11 protein-coding genes and 1 pseudogene are annotated in these 19,743 nt (G+C 41.2%); all 12 read right to left on the bottom strand.

Going from position 1 to position 19,743, the window contains the following annotated elements; all coding sequences use genetic code 11:
- A pseudogene (locus FN809_RS16980) lies at positions 1-338 on the bottom strand (SGNH/GDSL hydrolase family protein); the annotation flags it as partial.
- A 373-nt stretch (positions 339-711) separates the two neighbouring features.
- Complete coding sequence (locus FN809_RS16985; RefSeq protein ID WP_142534733.1) at positions 712-2,634, bottom strand: FAD-dependent oxidoreductase; 1,923 nt, start codon at positions 2,632-2,634, stop codon at positions 712-714.
- A gap of 147 nt (positions 2,635-2,781) precedes the next feature.
- Positions 2,782-3,978 (bottom strand): AGE family epimerase/isomerase, encoded by a 1,197-nt coding sequence (locus tag FN809_RS16990; protein WP_142534734.1) that lies wholly within the window; start codon positions 3,976-3,978, stop codon positions 2,782-2,784.
- 93 nt (positions 3,979-4,071) lie between these two features.
- Entirely contained in the window at positions 4,072-5,040 is a 969-nt protein-coding gene (locus FN809_RS16995) for a DUF4434 domain-containing protein (RefSeq protein ID WP_142534735.1), read from the bottom strand.
- A 20-nt stretch (positions 5,041-5,060) separates the two neighbouring features.
- The gene (locus tag FN809_RS17000) at positions 5,061-6,911 is read right to left on the bottom strand and encodes a sodium:solute symporter family protein (RefSeq protein ID WP_142534736.1); all 1,851 of its coding nucleotides are present in this window, start codon (positions 6,909-6,911) and stop codon (positions 5,061-5,063) included.
- Between the two features lie 18 nt (positions 6,912-6,929).
- The gene (locus FN809_RS17005; RefSeq protein ID WP_142534737.1) at positions 6,930-8,069 is read right to left on the bottom strand and encodes a glycoside hydrolase family 10 protein; all 1,140 of its coding nucleotides are present in this window, start codon (positions 8,067-8,069) and stop codon (positions 6,930-6,932) included.
- Positions 8,066-9,544, bottom strand: coding sequence for a DUF5009 domain-containing protein (locus FN809_RS17010; RefSeq protein ID WP_142534738.1), 1,479 nt, complete (start codon positions 9,542-9,544; stop codon positions 8,066-8,068). The genes FN809_RS17005 and FN809_RS17010 overlap by 4 nt, the downstream gene beginning before the upstream one ends.
- A 140-nt stretch (positions 9,545-9,684) precedes the next feature.
- The gene (locus FN809_RS17015; RefSeq protein ID WP_142534740.1) at positions 9,685-11,241 is read right to left on the bottom strand and encodes a phosphodiester glycosidase family protein; all 1,557 of its coding nucleotides are present in this window, start codon (positions 11,239-11,241) and stop codon (positions 9,685-9,687) included.
- A 73-nt stretch (positions 11,242-11,314) separates the two neighbouring features.
- Positions 11,315-13,024, bottom strand: a complete 1,710-nt coding sequence (locus FN809_RS17020) for a family 10 glycosylhydrolase (protein WP_142534741.1) — start codon at positions 13,022-13,024, stop codon at positions 11,315-11,317.
- A 104-nt stretch (positions 13,025-13,128) separates the two neighbouring features.
- The gene (locus FN809_RS17025; protein ID WP_142534742.1) at positions 13,129-14,787 is read right to left on the bottom strand and encodes a DUF4623 domain-containing protein; all 1,659 of its coding nucleotides are present in this window, start codon (positions 14,785-14,787) and stop codon (positions 13,129-13,131) included.
- 44 nt (positions 14,788-14,831) lie between these two features.
- Entirely contained in the window at positions 14,832-16,298 is a 1,467-nt protein-coding gene (locus tag FN809_RS17030; RefSeq protein ID WP_142534743.1) for a SusD/RagB family nutrient-binding outer membrane lipoprotein, read from the bottom strand.
- Between the two features lie 120 nt (positions 16,299-16,418).
- On the bottom strand, positions 16,419-19,625 hold the full coding sequence (locus FN809_RS17035) for a SusC/RagA family TonB-linked outer membrane protein (protein WP_142534745.1): 3,207 nt from the start codon (positions 19,623-19,625) through the stop codon (positions 16,419-16,421).
- Positions 19,626-19,743 lie beyond the last annotated feature (118 nt).

Here is a 19,743-nt window from a genome sequence, read left to right on the forward strand (position 1 = left end):
TGCAGCCTTACCCAATGAGAGCCTCTCCCCTTAATATCGCTGACGTTATAGATGGTATCTGTAGGCAGATGCAATACTTCATGCAATGTGTTATCGATAAAAAGGTTGAAATAATTACGTTCTCCTCCGCTCAACAACAACTGTAATTCATTTCCGGTAAACTGAAATTGAACTGTTGTGCCCGGCCAATCGTAACGGATTTCTTTGGGCTTGGAGTCGTCGAACCGTCCGGTGAAATGGATGGCAGGATGATTGGCAGGTATGTACTGCCATTTTTTTTGGGATGACAGGGGTAAGGACATTATCGCTAACAAAACATAAATAATATAAAACCGCATACCTGTTTGGCTATTAATTAAAACTTTTACAAATCAATACAATCAAAAGTTAATTGCATTTTTGCGATAGAACAGTTGAGAAAAAAGTACTTTTCCTATTAAATTTAATAATTCGACTGGTCTTTGACTTCGTATTTAGTACTGCTAAAAGTGTTTCATCTCCAATTTGTAGAAAATCTAAATACTCATCAATAGGGTGCTCCTTATCAAAAAGACACTCGCCCGTTATTCTAAATATAGTAACATGCTCTATTGTTATCAGGTCTTTTAGCTTTATCCGTTCTCCTTCAAAAAAAATCATACTTTCTACTGCTTGCCCGTTACTATTTTAATTGCATTTTTTTATATGTAGACCAAGTTACTATTCCGGAATCTAAAACCTTGACTCGCACAAATCATCCATAAACTTACCCGTATGATCTACCTGTCTTAATTCAAAAGGGTTGAGCAGCTCATCCAAAAGCAGAGCAAAGGTAGCTCTCGAAACGCATTCTTTTTTTGTTGGAACTTGAAGATTATGTTTTTTAAGGATGGCTGTACTTTTTTTGTACCATACTTTTAAGCTTAGGTTTTGGTATTGTGGATTATAGGTTTTATCCAGCACATCTATCAATTTCAGTAGTTCTGAAAATGATACCTCTTCGGTATTAAAATTCAGGTTATTGACCGGCAACCAATCCGACAATCCTTCTTGTAAAGCCTTGCGCGTTACTATACTGTCCGGATAAATATGTGTATGGTTTTCCCATCCAATATTTTTTCCTTCACCACGTAATATTCCTGTTGCGCCAATACGCTGCAAAGCATTAAACACAGCATGCTCAGGTTTAATATCCGAATAGGGCATTAAATAGGCTTCATGCTTTAACAATTGGTTCTGCACGGAACGTACGGATACTTTTTCGGGCGTGGTTTCTAATTGTACCGAAAGTGCTGCCAGCACCCCGGAGGCTTGTCCAATTAGCAGACAAACCGGCTGCAGGCGAGTGGTTCCGTTTACGATGTTTGAAACGGAGATAGATTTCTCAGCCACCACCATATCCTTGGTTCCTTTAGGAATCATTACGCCCAAGGGCAGATTGTACGAAGGCACCGGATAAAAATGCAATTCGGGTAAAAGGTGTGCGTCCGGATAACGCTGACGATGATGATCTACAGGGTAATCACCTACGGCAATCCCGGTTCGGTACAGCGCATTGTTTTGTTCAAAGGGACGTGCCATATCATTCACCGTGTACCTGACCAGGCCTTTTATGCGGCGTGATTCTCTGTGATAGGGTATTAAAGGTAAGCCATCATCGGTGGGAAATACATCATTGGCGATACCCAAATTCTTATACCCAAGCTCATGCTGAAGGTAATAAATGTAATTCAATGTAAAGTCTTTTGCTTTCTGAAATACACTATCTCGTTCATGAGTGCTCATTTCCAATGCATTAACGTAGTAGTCATTTCCATAAATAGGCCAATTGATCATGTAATATCCGTTGGGCAGTTTCCCATATTCCATCATAAAATCACAATCCCACAACTTTGTACCCAAACTATCTTCATCACATTTGCCTGCGCAAGTACAATAAAAAGGCGATGGATCGTAGTTATAAGGCCGTGGAATAGTTACATCAACTGTATCTCCATAATCTTTTAAAATAGCCACGTAAGTTAAGTCCTGAATAATATCATTGGCTTTTTCGGGAGCTATATCTTCACCTGTATCCGAGCGCGCATCCATTCCAATATCATAAGGTATGCCTGCACGCTTGGCCACATCGCCCATTTCGGTAGCGTCAATAACTATCCGCGCGTTTACCACTATTTTTTCAATTCCTTGGTTAATCACGGCCTCCCAACCTTCATCTATTTTTTGAATATCAATTAAGCGTGTATTCCTAAAAACAGAAAGGTTGGTCTCGGCTTTGGTCATATTTGATAAAATAGCTTCTCCTACATGAGGCTCGAACAGTACATTACTTACCCAACCCGTTTTTACACTATCGGCATCACCATAATGAGTAAATAATTTTTCCATAAACTCGTACCAAAGACCGGAGCGCAAACGATAATTACCATCCGCTGCGCTTACCCCCGCCGAAGTTAACATACCACCCAGCCAAGGTGTTTCTTCCACAATCAGAACAGAAACACCCATACGAGCCGCCTGGATACCGGCCATCGTTCCACTTGCTCCGCCCCCAACAATCATCACATCCGTTGAAAGTATTTCAGCCTTTTGTTGTGAGAATATGTTTAGAGAGACTAAAATTAGGAAAAGCGACAAAATCAATTTATTCTTCATGCTTATTAATGATTTATGTTTTGGTAAAAACCGATTTGCTTAAAAAAATGTTACAAGGCATTCCGCGTACCGCCATAGTTTTAGCGGAGGAGCAAATGCCCAGCCTAGTTATAAAAAAGGTATCTTAAAAAAATTGCATGCTTTTATCTACCTACCTCTATAATTATTATTTTCAGCTATTTTTTCCAGTGTTTTCCAACACTGATACAATCCTCTTGGTACATGAAAACATCCTTTCCATTTTCCGCCTTTTAAGGGTAACAGAATTTCTCCTTGACGATTCAGATAACCAAACCACTCGCCATGTTCGGTATCTTTAAAGTGAGACCAAGTATAGTCATGCACCTTATGGAACCATTCCAGACACTTTTTGTCACCCGTTAATTGATATCCTTTTAAAAGGCTGATTAAAGTTTCGATATGCACCCACCAAAGTTTTTGATCCCATTCCAATTGTTGTGGTGGATGCCCTTTAATATCCATGAAATAAAAGATACCTCCGAATTTTTTATCCCAGCCATACTCCAAGGTTTGCAATATTATATTTTTTGCTTTTTTAATTAAATCTTTTCTATCCAGTCGTACCCCCAAATCCATAATAAACCACATGGCTTCGATGGCATGACCCGGATTTAATAGGCGACCATCAAAAGTATCCGAAAATCTACCGTCTATTTGCACATTCTCTAAAATAAGTTGATAGTCCTTATTGTAAAATACATCCAATACCTCGGTAATAACATTATCCACAGTTTCGTTTACCAACCGGGCATCGAGTAAGTGCTCAATTTCCAACGACAGATTACAAAGTATCATTGGTAAAGCAAAGTTTTTTAAGGGTCGTGTACCTGGAAAAGCTTTATTATAAACACCCTTTGGATTATCTTTTCGCTCCAAAATTCGGTCGAATGTTAATTTTGAAATTTTTGCAAAATGCTGATTATCTGTTGCCAGACTCAACTGCCCAAAGGCCATTGTGGCAAAGGTATTGGAAAAAATATTGTACGGCTGTACCAGAGGTTTCCCTTCACGTGTAAGGCTAAAATACCAGTTATAGCTTTTGTCGTGACCGTATTTTTCCAGAAAACGTGCTCCATTTAAAGCTACATCCAACCACTCTTGCTTTTGCTCTACTTTGTTATACAGCATAGCAAACAGCCACACCTGGCGAGCTTGTAACCATACAAATTTATCGGTATCAAAAACCTTCCCAGATTGATCAAGACATGTGAAATATCCACCATGAGACGTATCCAATGAATTATTCATCCAAAAGGGCACCACATTTTCAAAGAGTTCTGTTTTATATTGATTAGCCAATGCCACAAAATCAAGCTTATCCATTTTTTAATATTTATTTGTTCAAAACAGTATCGCCGTTTAAAACGCCCACATTCTTCGTTATTTATCTCTTTTTAGTGTCAACTTATAACAGAATCATGGCTTATCTGCTTCACAAATAACCGTTTGTTTTTCAGATTGCTCCCGCACATACTCTTGGTACCTGTTATACAGGTGGCCTGCCTGCAAATAGGCTGACTGAGGACTCATAAAGTGTGAAAATTCAAAAGTAATTGCATTTTCAATCCCGGCTTGTTTTGCCAATTCAAGTTTTAAGCGTAGCTTTTCCCACTTAATGGGTAAAAACTTAATAGGCATATCCCTGTCAAACGTTTCGGTATTAGTCCAACATTCCAAACCATTTGCTTCAGCTATTTCCTTATTTATCCTCAAAAAATCTATCAATTCATCATATTCTACATGACCATCCTGAAAGGCCACTATATCCACTGCACCTTTGATGCCTTTAAAGATATCGTCCCAATCTTTTTTATGCTGGTCAAGACTTACACAATTGGGACGGGATGTTTTGGAGGTATATTGACTGATATTTTTAACACCGTCTATGTAAGGCGAAATCATAGTGGTCAATCCTCCTGAAACCGATTTGCAATAATGTCCTAACGAAGCATACAGGCTTACAATCTCATTCGTCTTGCGGCTTATCTCCTGTGATATGTACCAGCCTTTAAAAGCTTTATATTGTCCATACCGAGCCCATACTTCATCAATCACTGCTTTGTTAATCTCCACTTCTTTTTCATATTGGCCTGTCGTCCAGTACTTACCCGAATCATATAGGCCAAAATAGAATAGCATCCCATACTTTTCACTCAGTTCAAGAAACAGTTTAACCAAATCTATAGAAGGTTGATACGCCCCCATCTCTTTAATCAACACATCGGAGGAATAGGTAATCCACTTCCGATAGCCTGATCGTATCAAGATCACCATCTCAATCCCAATCTGTTTCATGTGACGAAAATCTTCGTCCCATTCCTTTCTTCCCCAGTTTTGATGGGGTATATCGTGACTTATTTCGTCTAAAAATGTTCCTTTTATCATATTGCTTATCTTAAATTCTTTTACACCTTTTTCCTATCAATATTTTTTAGATTATCGTACCATGTTCTTTTCAGAATTACAGAAGTAACAACAAATACAGCAATGGCCACTATTGTGGAATTCGTTTGCCCGGTTAGCAGATATAGTGGAATTACAACCATTGACATTTGCCAAATGATTCCAATAATTACGTTTAAAGCATCACGTTTAAAGTCCTTATTTGGTTCAAAGGATGCATCTTCAGCCATAACCGCTTTTTTGACCGGATTCCAAAAACCCCATGGATTTGTTTGCTTATAAAATTTCTTAAGTATTTCCATATCCTCGGGTTTGGTTAACAAGGTACCCAACCATGAGGCCAGGAAAGAAACTACCAAAATTACCGGGAAAATATAAATATCGATTATGCCTGGAAACCACAAACGGACTAGCGGTGGGATAATTAACGAAGCGACTAATCCTCCCAACATACCGAAGAAATACCCCATCCCATTAAATCGCCACCAAATCCATTTTAGCACGTTGGAAGCGGCATACCCTCCATAAAGGGAAGAAGTAATCCAGAGGGTTAAACTATTGAGGGAAGTAGCAAAGAGACCAAATCCCAATCCAATTAGCACGAGTAAAAAACTAGAAAGGTAACTGTAGCGTATCAGCTTTGCATTGGAAGCTTCAGGATTCACATATTTTTTATATAAATCATTTACAAGATAAGCAGGAGCCGCATTAATAAAAGCGGCAAAAGTACCCATAAAAGCAGCCAATAAACCGGCCAATAGCAGCCCCTTTAAACCCACTGGCACAAACTTTTGTATAGCCATGGGCAGCACCATTTCAAAATCCATATTCGTACCCATGGCCATCATTTCAGGTTTCAGATAAACCAAAGCCAATACTGCAAATCCGCCTATCATTAAGTATCGTGGAATGTATAGTACCAGAGAGGTTAATCCACTCATCTTGGCTGCTTCTGCGGGGGTGCGAGTTGATAAAATACGTTGCATGTCGTAACTGGGCACAGGCCCGGCCAGACTAGCAAATATGCCTTTAAATATCATCATCATGAGCAGCATCCCGAACATTTCAAACCCATCGCTGCTGATCTTATCGTTGAGTGCTGGAAAGATGCTTGACCAATCCAAGTCCAAATTCCAGTCCGGCATCATATTACCCCAGCCTTGGGGTGTTGCAGCAACTATCTGTTCGGCAGTTACAGAATTAAACGCAATTATGCCGATGGAAATACATGCTACGGTCATAATCAAGAATTGTAGTACTTCTGTGCTAACCACACTGTACATTCCGCCTTTTAAAGTATAGATAGTTGTAATGGCAATAATGATAAGGGCATATACCTGCGCGGAGGTCAGATGCAACCCCAGTATAACAGTTGATAGATCCCAAGCGAAAAACGTTTCGGCGAATTTTCCTATCCCTCCAACAAAATAGGCAATAAACCCAATCACACTAATTACTGCGAATATCACCACGATTAAATGTGACAAGCGTCCACCCCGACCTTCACCAAAGCGGAATGTAATCCATTGTGCTCCTGTCATGGCATTTGACCGACGCATCCATACAGCTAAAAACACCATCACAAAAATTTGATTCCATACCGGCCAAAGCCAAGGTATCCAAGCACTTTTCAATCCATACACAAAAACTAAGGTAACCGTCCACATTGTTCCGGAAATATCGAACATGCCGGAAGCATTGGACAAACCAAGGAGATACCATTTTATTTTATTGCCTCCCAAAAAATAAGATTCCAGATTTTTTGAGGCTCGCTTAGAAAGCCAAAACCCAATAAAAAGCGTTAGTGCCAGGTATAATAACACTATTGAAATATCAATCCACGATAATATCATCCTTCGTATTTTTCCTTATTAAAAATATAATTGTTTTAATTCTTTCCCGTATTTATCCAGTCCTTCGTAAAAGAAGAAAACCTCCCCCTCCGCACCTAATTCACGGTTACATTGGATCATATAATTAAAAAGATCGATAGATGGTTGTTCACCGTCTACGCGTATAAGCAGGCCGGGATAAAATAAATGACGTTTTTCAGGTATAATATATTCCTTTGTTGCTTCAAGGGTATTTTTATAACTAATAGAATCTTTACGATAGACCTGAGGACAGATCATATCGACATAACCAAAATTAACCCAGCTCGGCCAATCCTGAAGGTATTCTTCCTTGCTCCATGGGTACACACTGGGTGCCATAGATACATTGCATTTTGGATTCACTTCTTTTACCTTGGCATAGAGTTCTTTAAGGTACATATTTAGTTTTTCTGCGCGCCAGTTTACCCATTCAAAATCTTTATAATTCTCGGAAGGTTCAGCGCCCAAATGCTCTTTTTTGTACCATTCTATGGTTTCGGGGTTATACCCACCTCTCGATGGCATGGCTGGCAGTCTGTCGTCACCCTGAATACCGTCCACATCGTATTTTTCAACTACTTCTAAAACCAAGGATGTCATAAAGTCTTGCACCTCGGGATTCAGCGCATTTAACCAGTCGAAGTTATTTTTATTGCACAATTCGCCTTCGTGTGTTAATGATACCCATTCGGGTTTTAGTTCGGCTATCTTGCCTCCGTTTAAATTATAAGACGACGAAAATCCAAATTCAAACCAAGCAAACACTTTTATGTTTCGCTTATGCGCTTCTTCAATCATTTCCTGCAAAGGGTCTCTGCCAGTATTCTCAGGATCAAGTACAGGATCTATTTCAAAACCGGTGAAATTCTTCATAATCTGACTCCGGTACATGGTCATGGCTTTGTTCCATGTTACCATAAAAATGGTATTAATACCGAGTTCTTCGCACTTCTCAACGGCTTCGATAATGTTTTCACGTGTATAAAGCGCTTCACTTGCCACATTGGTCAACCAAACACCTCTAACCGGTTCGTCGTAACCAAGCGGATATACTTTTGCTTCGTCATCCGTTTTTACGCTGCAACCGGAATTAAATACCATTACTGCAGCAAGCAATACAAAAATTTTACTAATCATGTTTTCCAAAAATATTTGATTTTTACACTATAATACGTTACAATAATCATAAGAGATGTGAGTGCTACACCCTTCATAAGACCGGGCAAAACTCCAGTTAACGACCACTGGTTGAGATAAGCCAAAAGACCCGTTAATCCCAATATGGGCACAATTAAATAAGTAACAGCTACATAACCCAACATTGGATTTTGACCTACTTTGGGCAGGAACGCCATGATGCGTGAAAATGGATAACTTTCAAACCAGATTTTTAATGAAAGTAACAACAGGCCTGCCAATCCGGAGGTAACAAAGAAATAGCTCATGGTAGCCACATCTTTTTTTATTCCACCTTCGTAAGGTTCAAAAATCAACCCGAGGAATAACCAAAAATAACTCCAGTTGAGCGATTTCCGCATGAAAGAGGAAGTGTGGATACCGAACTGATGAATAAACCACTCACCCGTAATTAATAGAACTATATTACCAAGATATATGATGTAACTGTTGCGGGTAAAAAAACCTATTAAATTAACTACGGTGAACAGAAACAATATGCCTGCTAAAAAACTCAGGTAAAATCTATTATCGACTTTCGAGCTGTCCTTTTTAGGTTTTTTTTGAGATTGCCGGTAAAGCAAGTCGCCAATAATACTCCCGGGAATAACAATAAATAAATATTTCAGAAAATTCATGCTGAAATAAATAGTTCGATCCGTTAAAACACCCATCCCTTCCAGCATATTCTTTAATTGGGGTATCCAGTTCCCAATCGATTTTATCGGGGTAAAATGAAAAATTTCGTAGTTAATACTATAATTTAAATCTGCCGTTAACCTTAATCCAAAATAGAAAGTTAAAACAGCCAACCTCGGCCACCAGCTATGCCGGGTAATAAACCAAATAAGGGCGCCTACCAAAGCCATGTTGGCCAAAACCAAAATAATAATATCATTTTTGTGAATAGAAAATGGAAGACCAAATGCGAACCACCTAATTGCAAGCAATGTCATTAACACGAGATATCCTAGGGTATTTAATTTCAGCTCGTGATTTTCCCATTTCGGGAAACGTGAAAACGTAAGAAAAAAACCAACGAATCCCGCTAATGTAAATAAGTATCTCCATGGTCCTGCGGAATCGGGCAACCCATATGGAGAAAGATGGGGGAGCATTATTGCAAATAGAAACAAATTAAATGCCCTAAAGCTAACTTTACGCACTAAACTTGCGGTTTTCCCGCCATTCTCTAAAAAGCGATTCATAGAAAAAGGAAATGAAAGACCCATGGCAAAAAGAAAAAAAGGAAACACAAGGTCTACCCAGCTTATGCCAGGTGTTTCAGGATTAAATTTAAAATCTACCGGCCCTACTTGAGCATGGTACATCCAAGCGGGCATTTCAGGCAACTGTGCAATAGTTCCTGACAATATCATACCAATGATTGCCAATCCACGTAATGCATCTATACTTATTTCTCTGTTGCCATTCATTGCACTTCACTCCTTTAATAAAGAATCTTTTAAATGATTTATTCACGTAAGTTTTAAACTATTGGCGTTTTTTTTGCCCGATAAACAGAAATAATTCACAAGCTTTGTTTGAACCGGAGATAATAATTCTGTGGCTACCTCTAATCCTTCACAATGAGCAAACCTGTTAATACACTTCGTTGCCCACTATCTATACTGTTTTGATTATATACATTTCCGTTAACGATAAGGGTAGATGATCCACCGCCGTCGAGGTTAAGGGCATCTTTACAATCCATGTCCTCTTTCAGCAGCCTCGCCATGTCCTTTAATGAAATACCGGAGCTATAGGCTGCACGTCCGTCAACTACCAGAATTACTAATTCCTTATCTGCCGTTATTCCTATCGCCGTGCGGTTGGCTAATGATCTAATAATGTCGTCGTAAAACAGCTCGTAGCCATAATTCTGTACCACACTGCCATCTCTAATCAACACAGGTCCACCACCTATGGCATTAACTTTATTGTAGGGACTTCCATTTTCGGGGAAAGAGGGAGACGGTTTGGGCTGAGGCGTTTCTCCGTCTACATTTAACGCGGGTTGTGGATAGCCATATACTGTTTCTTCGGCAACGGTATATACCCAGTCGACACTATAATTTGATGTTTGGTCGTGGCCAAAGGCACCTCTGGTAACGTAAAAACTTCCCTTACGCGTCAGTTGACTTATGTTGCTCGATAGGAGCTTTCCGTTATTTATCACCAAACTATAAGAAGAGGTGGAGGCAAAATATCCCGTGTTAATGCCTACCAACGGCAACTTACCTTTTGTAGATTTATAATCGGCTACCATTTCCGAGACTTTCATGTTTCCCTTATCTTTATTGTAATAAGGCACAAACTCAAAATTCTTTGTTATGTCTATTTTGATCGCGTAGGCAGAGAAAGGCATTGCCGTACCATCCTGATTAAATCGGAAGGGCGTAGTGGAGGTGTACATACTAATTCCATCCACGTTGTCATAGGTACTCGTTTTTGTCCACGTGCGTTTCTGTTGATCGGTTTGATTTACCTTTACCGTATAAATGCGTTGATTGCCGTTACCATCGGAAACCGAATACTCAACCGGACTGCTATAGTCTTTTACTGTGGTGGGATCCGGGCTTACGACAGCACCGTTAACTGCGTCTACTATTGTATTAAGATTCGTAATATCGTCGTCGTGATGAACATATACTTCGACTTCATATTTTCTAGGCGAAACCTCCGTAATGGTTCCTTCGCGCAGATTAAACTCCCAGGCTTGTTGACCAGTTTGGAGGGCAAAGGTATTTATCTCGTTATTGATTGGCACCACGGTTAAAACGTAGTTTGTATAGGATTGATCCGGAGCCGACACCTGAAAAGTAACCGGCGTGGCAAAACTGTATTTTACGCCATCTTTTGGTGACACCTTGGCATCAGCCGACAGACTAAACCTGGGTATCAGGCTACCAACGTCTACGCTGCCTAATACATAAGCCGTAATGCTTTGTGCCTCATGGTCTATCCTTACCGGCAATTCCATTTCAACGTTTTCAAATGAAAGACCCAGTATCTGGGTTTCATATGCAATAGCATCCTCTATTTCCTTTTTTTCTTCATCAGAACACGATAAAACAAATACGCTTAAAAGTATTAATAAACTTGATAGCGTTGTATAAAATGGATACTTCATGAGTCCCTGTTTTGATTATTAAATTATTTCCGATTTCAATATTTCTGAGTCGATTTTCAATTCCTCTATTGCATTATAACTCCGGAAACCTTGCCTTGTGTTTATAAAACGATTTAATAACCTGTTTAAAATTGTCGTTTTTGAGGGGTACGTCATAAAAGAAAGATTCACCCATGATACCCCGATCTCTGTTGGCTTGCATCTGCCCTCTCAACACTTCGGGATCGGCCAATCCTGAACTGCCCTTTAGAATAATGCCGGGAGACAAACGTACCAGCTTGCCGTCGCCGTGGCCATTGAAATAGGTAAGCACCTCGTCTATTGTCCAACCATAGGAAGCTACATTACTACGGTAGCATTGCACAGACAGAATTTGCACTAAGCCCTCATCCAGCCATACGGGCCATTCCTGCATTAAATTTTGAAAGGCCCAAGGATAGGGGTTGGGCGAAAAGCCAACGATACAATCTGGTTTGGCAGCTTTTACGGCGGTATACATTTTTTTTGCAAAGGAATTTAATATATCGGCTCTAAAACGCACCCACTCCCCATTGTTGTAATCCGATGGAGCATCCTTACCTGTTTCGGTTTTATATTTTCCCACAGTATAGGAGTCATAGCCTGAGTTGCGTGGCATAGCCGGTAGTCGATCATCACCCTGTACGCCATCAATATCATATTTGTTTACGGCTTCCATCATTAAGTCGAGCATAAACTGCTGCACATCGGGATGATAGGCATTATAGTAAAAGTCGGTGCCGTTATAATTAGTTTCTTTACCATTATTATTGATACCAACCCAATCGGGATGTACGGCTAATATTTTGTCGTTGGATGGTGTTGGAGCCGAACCCCAACGCGACATAAAACCATATTCGTACCACAATATCACTTTTATATCTTTGGCGTGGGCCACGGTTATTAAATCGGCTAAAGCATCACCGGTTCCACCTGTGTAATTGTGAAATAAAGCTTCCTGCGGAGTGTCGTACGAAGAGTTATCTGCAAGCACCTGGCTGGGATAGAGCGTTCTTGTTTTTGCCCATACACAAACATAAATCACGTTAAAATTCAGTTCGTCGGCTAAGTCCACGCCACTTTGTATATCGGCATAGCTTCTTAAAAAATTGCTATGGCTGGGATCTGGCACCCAGAAGGCTCTCACAGCGGTTTCAGGATCTTCTACGATTGCCGTGACAACATATTCTTTTTTCTCACCGTTTTCGGCGGTTACAGTATAAGTAACTGGATTTGATAGGTCAACTACTACTCCAGATGCAGGGCTAACGATTGATTTAGGGGAGATAGCAATGATGGGTTTAACTTCAGTAATGTCCACGCCATACGCTACGGTAAGTTCAATGTTAAGGCCGTCTATCTTGGTGTTTTTATTGTATTCGGGTATTTCAAAACTAAGAATTTGATTTTGTGGGCTTGTTCCCAGCTCAACGGATGCCGAATATGTTTTAACTTCCTGACCTAAGGTGATTTTAAAATCAAGTCCATTACTAAAATCGTAGATAAACCCCGAGGGTGGCGTTATAGTTGCGCCTTGGGTGGCAACAATAGTGGGGGATAAGCGTTTCAGGTCGGCATCAAAGGGGACAACCACATTTATCATCCGGGTTTCCTGATTTATTTTTGCCTTAACAACCGGATTAAACTGATCGAAAGAAAAAGATGATATCTCAAGTTTTACAGGTTGCTCCACAGGACCTTCATCGCTCGAACAAGCCGCCAAAAAACAATATACTATCAATAGAAGTAATCCGGAAAGCCTCATATTTAAAACATTAATCAATTAAAACAAAAACCACCTTGTTACTGCATCCCCTCCACTATAATCGGAGGAGATGCAGTAAGCTCCTAAGGCGGTTTATCAAAAATTTATCTATTCAATTCTTCGATTATGAATCCGCTAAGTACTGTAAAGGCAAATACTTCGGGATTGTTGTCGGCATTCATTACCACCGTATTGTTGGCATTTACCCAAGGATCTATTGGTCCGCTGAGCATTTTTTTGTACACTACTTTACTTGCAATGCTTTCAGGTGTTAATGCTTTGATTCCTGCGACAGCATCCGCACCTTCGGTAATATTAACTACCTCAAGGAATGCACCCTCTGCTTGCCATTCGCGATTTACGGTGTACGACAAGTAACGTCCTCCATTATATTCGAATACATTTGCGTCCATAGCCCGGCCTTGTATTACGTCGCCTGAGATTTCGTAATCTACGGTACCGTCAGTATTAATGATGTACATTGCTTCGGCTCCGGATACCAAAAATTTATTGGGTACACCCGGTAGAGCATTCACACGCCCGTATTGTCCTAATTTGTTGGCTTCCTCCAGTGTAGGGTTCGATACTACGGCATCGCCGAATGTTCCGCCAGTAGCTTTCCACATGTAAACCTCACTACCATCAGCCAATCCACCGTAACCCGGGAAATTGGAGGCCATGATGTAGCCATCGCCTGTAGGATCACCAATTATCGAAAGGGCATCACCTAAACGCTGCTTGTCATTGGTAGTGGTATACGATAACACCACGGAAGGGGCAGCGTTTACATTGTCCCATTTGTATACTTTAAATACCTTGTCAGCAGCAGCCATCACCATGTTGCAAGCATAAATAGCATCACCAACACACTGAACGTCAGATATAGCCCACGAACCGCCATCAACACCGGTCATATCCAATTCTTTGGCTTCGAACACGGCAGCTTCAATATCGTAATAGTACACATGGTTTCCATTAGTACGTGAAGTAACAAAAACATACTTGCCGTTGTAATCGGCACCACGCGAGTTATTGTCGTTCATCTCTGTTGGAACTAATCCAGCCAGTGATGTTTTGTCCATAATGGTTTCGGCTTTTGTAGCATCAAATCCTGCAGTGGTGATGTTGGGAACGAATGTGTATACTTTGTCTTCACCGGCAAATGAGATGGTAATTTTTTGGTCGGGCAAGCTCAAGTCTACTCCTTTACCGGCCTCGGTTGAAGCCACAGCACCATTGGGGCCAAACTCCATACTTGTTATCACTACCGTATCAGCCTGTAAGTTGTTAAAAGTAACGGTAATTGTTTGGTTCATCAAGTTTAAATCTGTTTGGTATGCCTCGTTGGTAAAGGCACTGGCCACTTCAATAGCTTTTAGAACGGCTGCGTCCGGATCGGCTTTAGTTACACTCACCGAATAGGTTTCGCTCAAATCCCCATTAATAACCACCATATTGCGGGCCTCCGTGAAATCCAGTGCGGTGCCGGATGTAGGCGTGATTGAGGCTCCATTGGTAAGTACTGCCTCGAATGTGAGGGAGGTTAAGTCGGTTTCATAGGGAACTGCAACGGTAACATTATTACCGGCGATAACACCTTGAATGACGAGATCCTGTGACTGCCCCGCATTAGTGATCGAAAATTCGGTGATTCTGGCCTCCGGCTTTGGATCATCGTCACTTGAACAAGAGGTAAACGACACACCCATTGCCATTAAGAGCAATAAGGTGGTTGATAATAGAGAAACATTTTTGAAATTCATAATTGCTGATTTTTAATTATTAAATAATACTAAAAGGGTTTATACTAATTGCCACCATCCCACCACACGCGGGTATATTGTGAATCGCCACCCATACGGCTGACAGCTGCGCTATATTCATCGGCATTGTATCTTCTCTCATTAACAGGGTATGGTATGCGGCGGGGCATGTCCGGATTGTCGGGCCAGGTATAAACAGGTTGATCCAGTTCAGGGTATCCGGTTCGGCGAACCAGATTCCATGCTTCGTTCCCATTGGGGAAAAGTGCTATCCATCGCTGTTCGTATATCTGTTGAAGTGCTTCGGAAGCGTTAAACTTGGCATTCCCGTTGATAAAGATGTTTTGCACCTCGGTGTCGACAATACCAAACTGTTCAAGTGAGGCGCGAAGTCCTTGCTCATAAAATTCCTGTGCACTACCTGATATATATCCTCTTTGCGCGGCTTCTGATTTTAAAAAACACGCTTCAGCATAGGTGAACACATAATGCGGAGTTTCGTCTTGTAAAAAGAAATCGCCCAAATTGCAGTATTTAGGTTGATAAACGCTGTTGTAGTTTAGGCTCAATTCATCCTGAGATTGCCCGTTGCGCAAACCTAGGTATTCACCGTCCACGTTAGGCTGTGCATATACTTGTAGGCGTGGGTCGGCGTTATTGTCCAGTAAGTCGTACATAGTTTTACTAATACGAACCTCTTGCCAACCGTATACATATTTCAAAGGATTTTTAACATGATAGGTCGGCCCATCGGCATCAGGTATCACTTTGACCATATCCGCATTACTTTGCATGGTTTTGGTAATATCGAGCTGCGAAAGGTACATTTTGGTCATTTCATCCTCAGCCACTTTGGAGGCGCGTAATGCGATACGCATCATCAGGGAACCTGCAAAGCGCTCCCACTGTGCAGCGTCACCCGTAAAAACGACATCGGCCTCTCCGTATCCCACGTATCCTTTGCCTGCATTCTGAGCAATCAATTCCATCGATTCCTTAAGCTCTTTTAGCATATCAGCATAGATATCTTTTTGTTTGCTGAAGGAAGGTTTTATACTCACAAATGCTTGATCGTACGGTATGTCGCCGTACATATCGGTAAGTAATTGATACATATAAACCTGCCATATCCTACTACAAGCCTCTTTGATGGGATTCTCTAATTTCTTTGACAATTGGATTGCATTATAATTCAAATTGAGCGGTGCAAAATAGGCTCTTGCATAATACCAGTCCCATACGGTATTTCCGGGTCCGGGTTCGTAATTGTCGGATGTAAAGCCGGGTTTTATATTGGATAAATGTTGAGCATATACCGAGCCTGCCGTTTGATGTAAAAATTGCCACACGCCCACGCTCAGCCCCGACCCGGTTACCAGAGCACGGGTAAACAAGTAATCCGGCTCTATCTGCTCCGACCCGGTTTTAGGCCTATCCATTTCCTCAAACTCATCGGTACAGCTCCATAGAATAGAAGCGATAATTATTGTGTATAAAATTATTTTCTTCATCTGTTTAAAGTTTAGTAAAACCCTGATAGCCTTTACAAATATTAAGTGTTTCTGATCTAAATATTTACCACAGCTATGCCGGTTTCATGTTTTACTGATTGATTTTTTGAAAACTGGCTTTTAGAAATCTATTTTTAGGTTAAACGTAAAACTGCGCGACTCCGGCAGTGAGAACATTTCGTAACCGGTTCCGTTGCCTACGCTAAAAGAGGACTCGGGAGAAATATTGTCAGTTTTTTTATACAGGTACGCCAGGTTATTTGCCGACACTCCTAGCGTAATGCTCTTTAATGGGGTTGAAGCCAGCATACTGCTACCCAAGGTATAATTCAACGATACATTGCGCAAGCGCACAAAAGACGCATCATCCACAAAGGCTTCGTCCACACGACTAACTCGATCCCAATATTTTTGGGGATCAACAGGATAACTGCCTGCCACACCATCTTTCACACCTATCACCTGGAAGCCATCATTGGGTACTGTACCGGTAACGGCGGCAATTTCCTTCGCTTTTGTCCACTCGTCACGGCCTTGGGTTGTAAAGGCCAGCGTTCCATATTCGGCTCCTACCTTGTTCGAGAAGGAATAGATATCGTGCCCCAGCTTTGAATCGATGGAGAATTGCAAACCCAGATTTTTATATCTGGCTCTTCCGTTAAAGCCCAACATCCAGTCGGGGTAGGCATTTCCCAACATCTGCTCCGTATCGATGGCTCCGTCTTCTGTGGTTGCTATCTTAGGTAAATTTTCTTCATCTACAATCAATCTGCCTTGCTCGTCTCTGGCAAATGCCGACCCCGAAAAAACACCTGCGGGCTGATACCTAATGGCATTTACACTAAAAGAACCTACGCCACTTAGATACAGGCGGTCGATTTCCTCATGCAATTCTTCCACTTCAGCTTTCTGATAAGTTACGTTGAGTCCTAAATTAAGGTTAAAGTCTTGGGTCTTTACCACATCTCCACTCATCGCCATCTCTATTCCTTTGTTTCGAATAAATCCCGCATTCATGTATCCACTGCTGTTACCCGTCGATTGAGGTAGTGGTACCAGCAATATTTGATCCCTGGTTCCCATTTGGTATAGGGTTAAATCAAGTGCCATCCTATTGTTCAACAGAGAAGATTCAAGCCCGAATTCGACCGATTCAGTGTATTCGCTTTTTATATCAGGATTGGCTCTTTTGGCACTAATGCCCGCATAGGGCAAGCCGTTGTATTGGTTGGGATTGGTTGAATATTGAAAATACCGGAAGCTGGATAGGTCAGCATCAGACCCCACCGCACCGTAGGAACTACGTACTTTTAGGTAATTAAGCCAACCGGGTAACGACAGCGATTCGCTAAGTATCCAACTTAATCCTACTGAGGGGTATTGGTATGACCAATTAGCACTGGAAAGCGATGAAGACCAATCATTACGAAATGACAGATCCAAGAATATCTTACTTTTGTAATCGGCAGAAAACAGCGCATATACAGATTGTATTTCCTTATTGGAGTACCCCTCAGCTGAAAGGGGGTTTAAAAAGTTTTGGATCACATAAGGCCCTACTTCGTTTATCAATCCCGACTCAGAAGAGGTACTGACGCTGGTTTGGGTTCTCTTCATGATGTTGCCACCAAACGAAGATTGAACCCTGAAACCGTTCCACTCGTCGCCAATAGTGATTAAAGCATCGTAGTTTTCTTCTCTAAATTCACTTTTATTCTTGTTTAATGCTGCCAACCCGTTGGCCTTGTAGTATGTTTTATCAGCTACTATACGTTTTCTGTCGTCTACAATATAATCGAGGCCGGCTTTTCCTTTAATACTGAGGGCAAAGGGAAGGTGGAGTAGCTTTTGCACGTCCATCGTCAGTTCGCCAAACCCCAAAATTCTGGACCGATCGTCCATATTGTTGTTCAAATCTACTGCCCAATAGGGGTTCTGCAATAACGGTGCTTGGGCATACACGGGTGCCTTGTCTCTCCAACTAACTGTTCCGTCGTCGTTTACTTGGTAGGTGGAATTCCACACCACAGGTGCTCCGTCAACAGTTTGATAGGTTTTTAATTGATTCATCCGAACCGACCGGGGCATCACGTTCATCAAAAAAAATGGATTGTCGGGCGAGGCTGCCAGATTTGGCCGATTTTCGGCAGCTTGATATATATAGTTCGCCTTAGCATCCAAGGTCAAAAAGTCGCTTAACTCACTGTCGAACCGAATGGCAAAGGAATTCTTTTTAAAGGTACTGTTGGGTATTTTACCTTTGTTGTCCATATTAGAGGCAGAAAAATATATTCCATTCTTGTCGCCCCGTTTATTTATAGTAACCGTATTGTTCCAAGTGGTTTCAGTTTTCAAGAACTCATCATACGGATGTTTCGCTCCACCATTGAGTACCTGTTCCTGATTTAGAAAGTTCGTTACTGTTTGTCCGGTCATTTTAGCACCCCAGCTACGGTAGCTTATAGCATCATATTTGCCGTTAGACCCCTGTGCATATTCATTTTGCAAGTTGGGTTTTATCAATGGGTTCGAGATTTCAAAGCTGGAAGAGAGTGAAACGCCCACACTTTTGTCGCGGCTACCCTTTTTTGTGGTAATCATGATCACCCCGTTTTGTCCTCGCGAACCGTATAAGGCCGCAGCGGCACCTCCCTTAAGTACTGAAACAGATTCTACGTCGGCCGGATTGATATTATTGGCTCCGCTTCCATAATCAAAACCACCATATTGGCCACCTGAGGCTCCTCCGCCGTTTGATAGAGGAACCCCATCAACAACAAACAACGCTCCGTTGCCGCCGGTCAAACTACTCACTCCACGTATTAATACTTGTGTGGAGCCGGCAGGGCCGCTACCTGAACTAATTACATTTAAGCCACTTGCTTTGCCACTTAATCCTTCCAAGGGGCTCATGCTCGAAGTGGCCTGCATACTGTTACCATCTACATTTTGTACGGCATAACCCAGGGCTTTCTTGTCGCGCTTTATACCCAGAGCAGTAACCACCACTTCATCCAGACTTTTGAAATCCGACATAAGTGTAACAGTAATAAAGGATAGACCCGAAATATCTACTTCCTGATTATTAAAACCAATAAAGGAAATGACCAATACATTTTTGCCTTGCGGAACACTTAAGCTAAATGACCCATCTATACTGGAGATAGTACCTACGGGATTTGATTCGGTTCCTTTAACAATTATACTTGCTCCGGGCAGAGTCTCGCCATCCTCATCAATAATAACACCTGAAATAGTTTTTGATTGTGCGGACAAGGTTGCTACCTGTAAGCAAAAAACTACAACTATCAATAAATACTTATACATATCCTCGGATTTTTATTTAATACCACTAAAGTCTTTAAAACTTGAAGTCAACTTCAAATATTTTATTATATCGGCCGCAATTTATAAATTTTTTTATTAACTATTTGGTATTTTTTTG

The sequence above is a fragment of the Saccharicrinis carchari genome, from assembly GCF_900182605.1.
GTDB lineage: Bacteria > Bacteroidota > Bacteroidia > Bacteroidales > Marinilabiliaceae > Saccharicrinis > Saccharicrinis carchari.

What these genes read in the sequence shown, in the direction of transcription:
- FN809_RS16985 (WP_142534733.1), bottom strand. Translation starts at nt 2,634, where the DNA reads ATGAAGAATAAATTGATTTTGTCGCTTTTCCTAATTTTAGTCTCTCTA.
- FN809_RS16990 (WP_142534734.1), bottom strand. Translation starts at nt 3,978, where the DNA reads ATGGATAAGCTTGATTTTGTGGCATTGGCTAATCAATATAAAACAGAA.
- FN809_RS16995 (WP_142534735.1), bottom strand. Translation starts at nt 5,040, where the DNA reads ATGATAAAAGGAACATTTTTAGACGAAATAAGTCACGATATACCCCAT.
- FN809_RS17000 (WP_142534736.1), bottom strand. Translation starts at nt 6,911, where the DNA reads ATGATATTATCGTGGATTGATATTTCAATAGTGTTATTATACCTGGCA.
- FN809_RS17005 (WP_142534737.1), bottom strand. Translation starts at nt 8,069, where the DNA reads ATGATTAGTAAAATTTTTGTATTGCTTGCTGCAGTAATGGTATTTAAT.
- FN809_RS17010 (WP_142534738.1), bottom strand. Translation starts at nt 9,544, where the DNA reads ATGAATGGCAACAGAGAAATAAGTATAGATGCATTACGTGGATTGGCA.
- FN809_RS17015 (WP_142534740.1), bottom strand. Translation starts at nt 11,241, where the DNA reads ATGAAGTATCCATTTTATACAACGCTATCAAGTTTATTAATACTTTTA.
- FN809_RS17020 (WP_142534741.1), bottom strand. Translation starts at nt 13,024, where the DNA reads ATGAGGCTTTCCGGATTACTTCTATTGATAGTATATTGTTTTTTGGCG.
- FN809_RS17025 (WP_142534742.1), bottom strand. Translation starts at nt 14,787, where the DNA reads ATGAATTTCAAAAATGTTTCTCTATTATCAACCACCTTATTGCTCTTA.
- FN809_RS17030 (WP_142534743.1), bottom strand. Translation starts at nt 16,298, where the DNA reads ATGAAGAAAATAATTTTATACACAATAATTATCGCTTCTATTCTATGG.
- FN809_RS17035 (WP_142534745.1), bottom strand. Translation starts at nt 19,625, where the DNA reads ATGTATAAGTATTTATTGATAGTTGTAGTTTTTTGCTTACAGGTAGCA.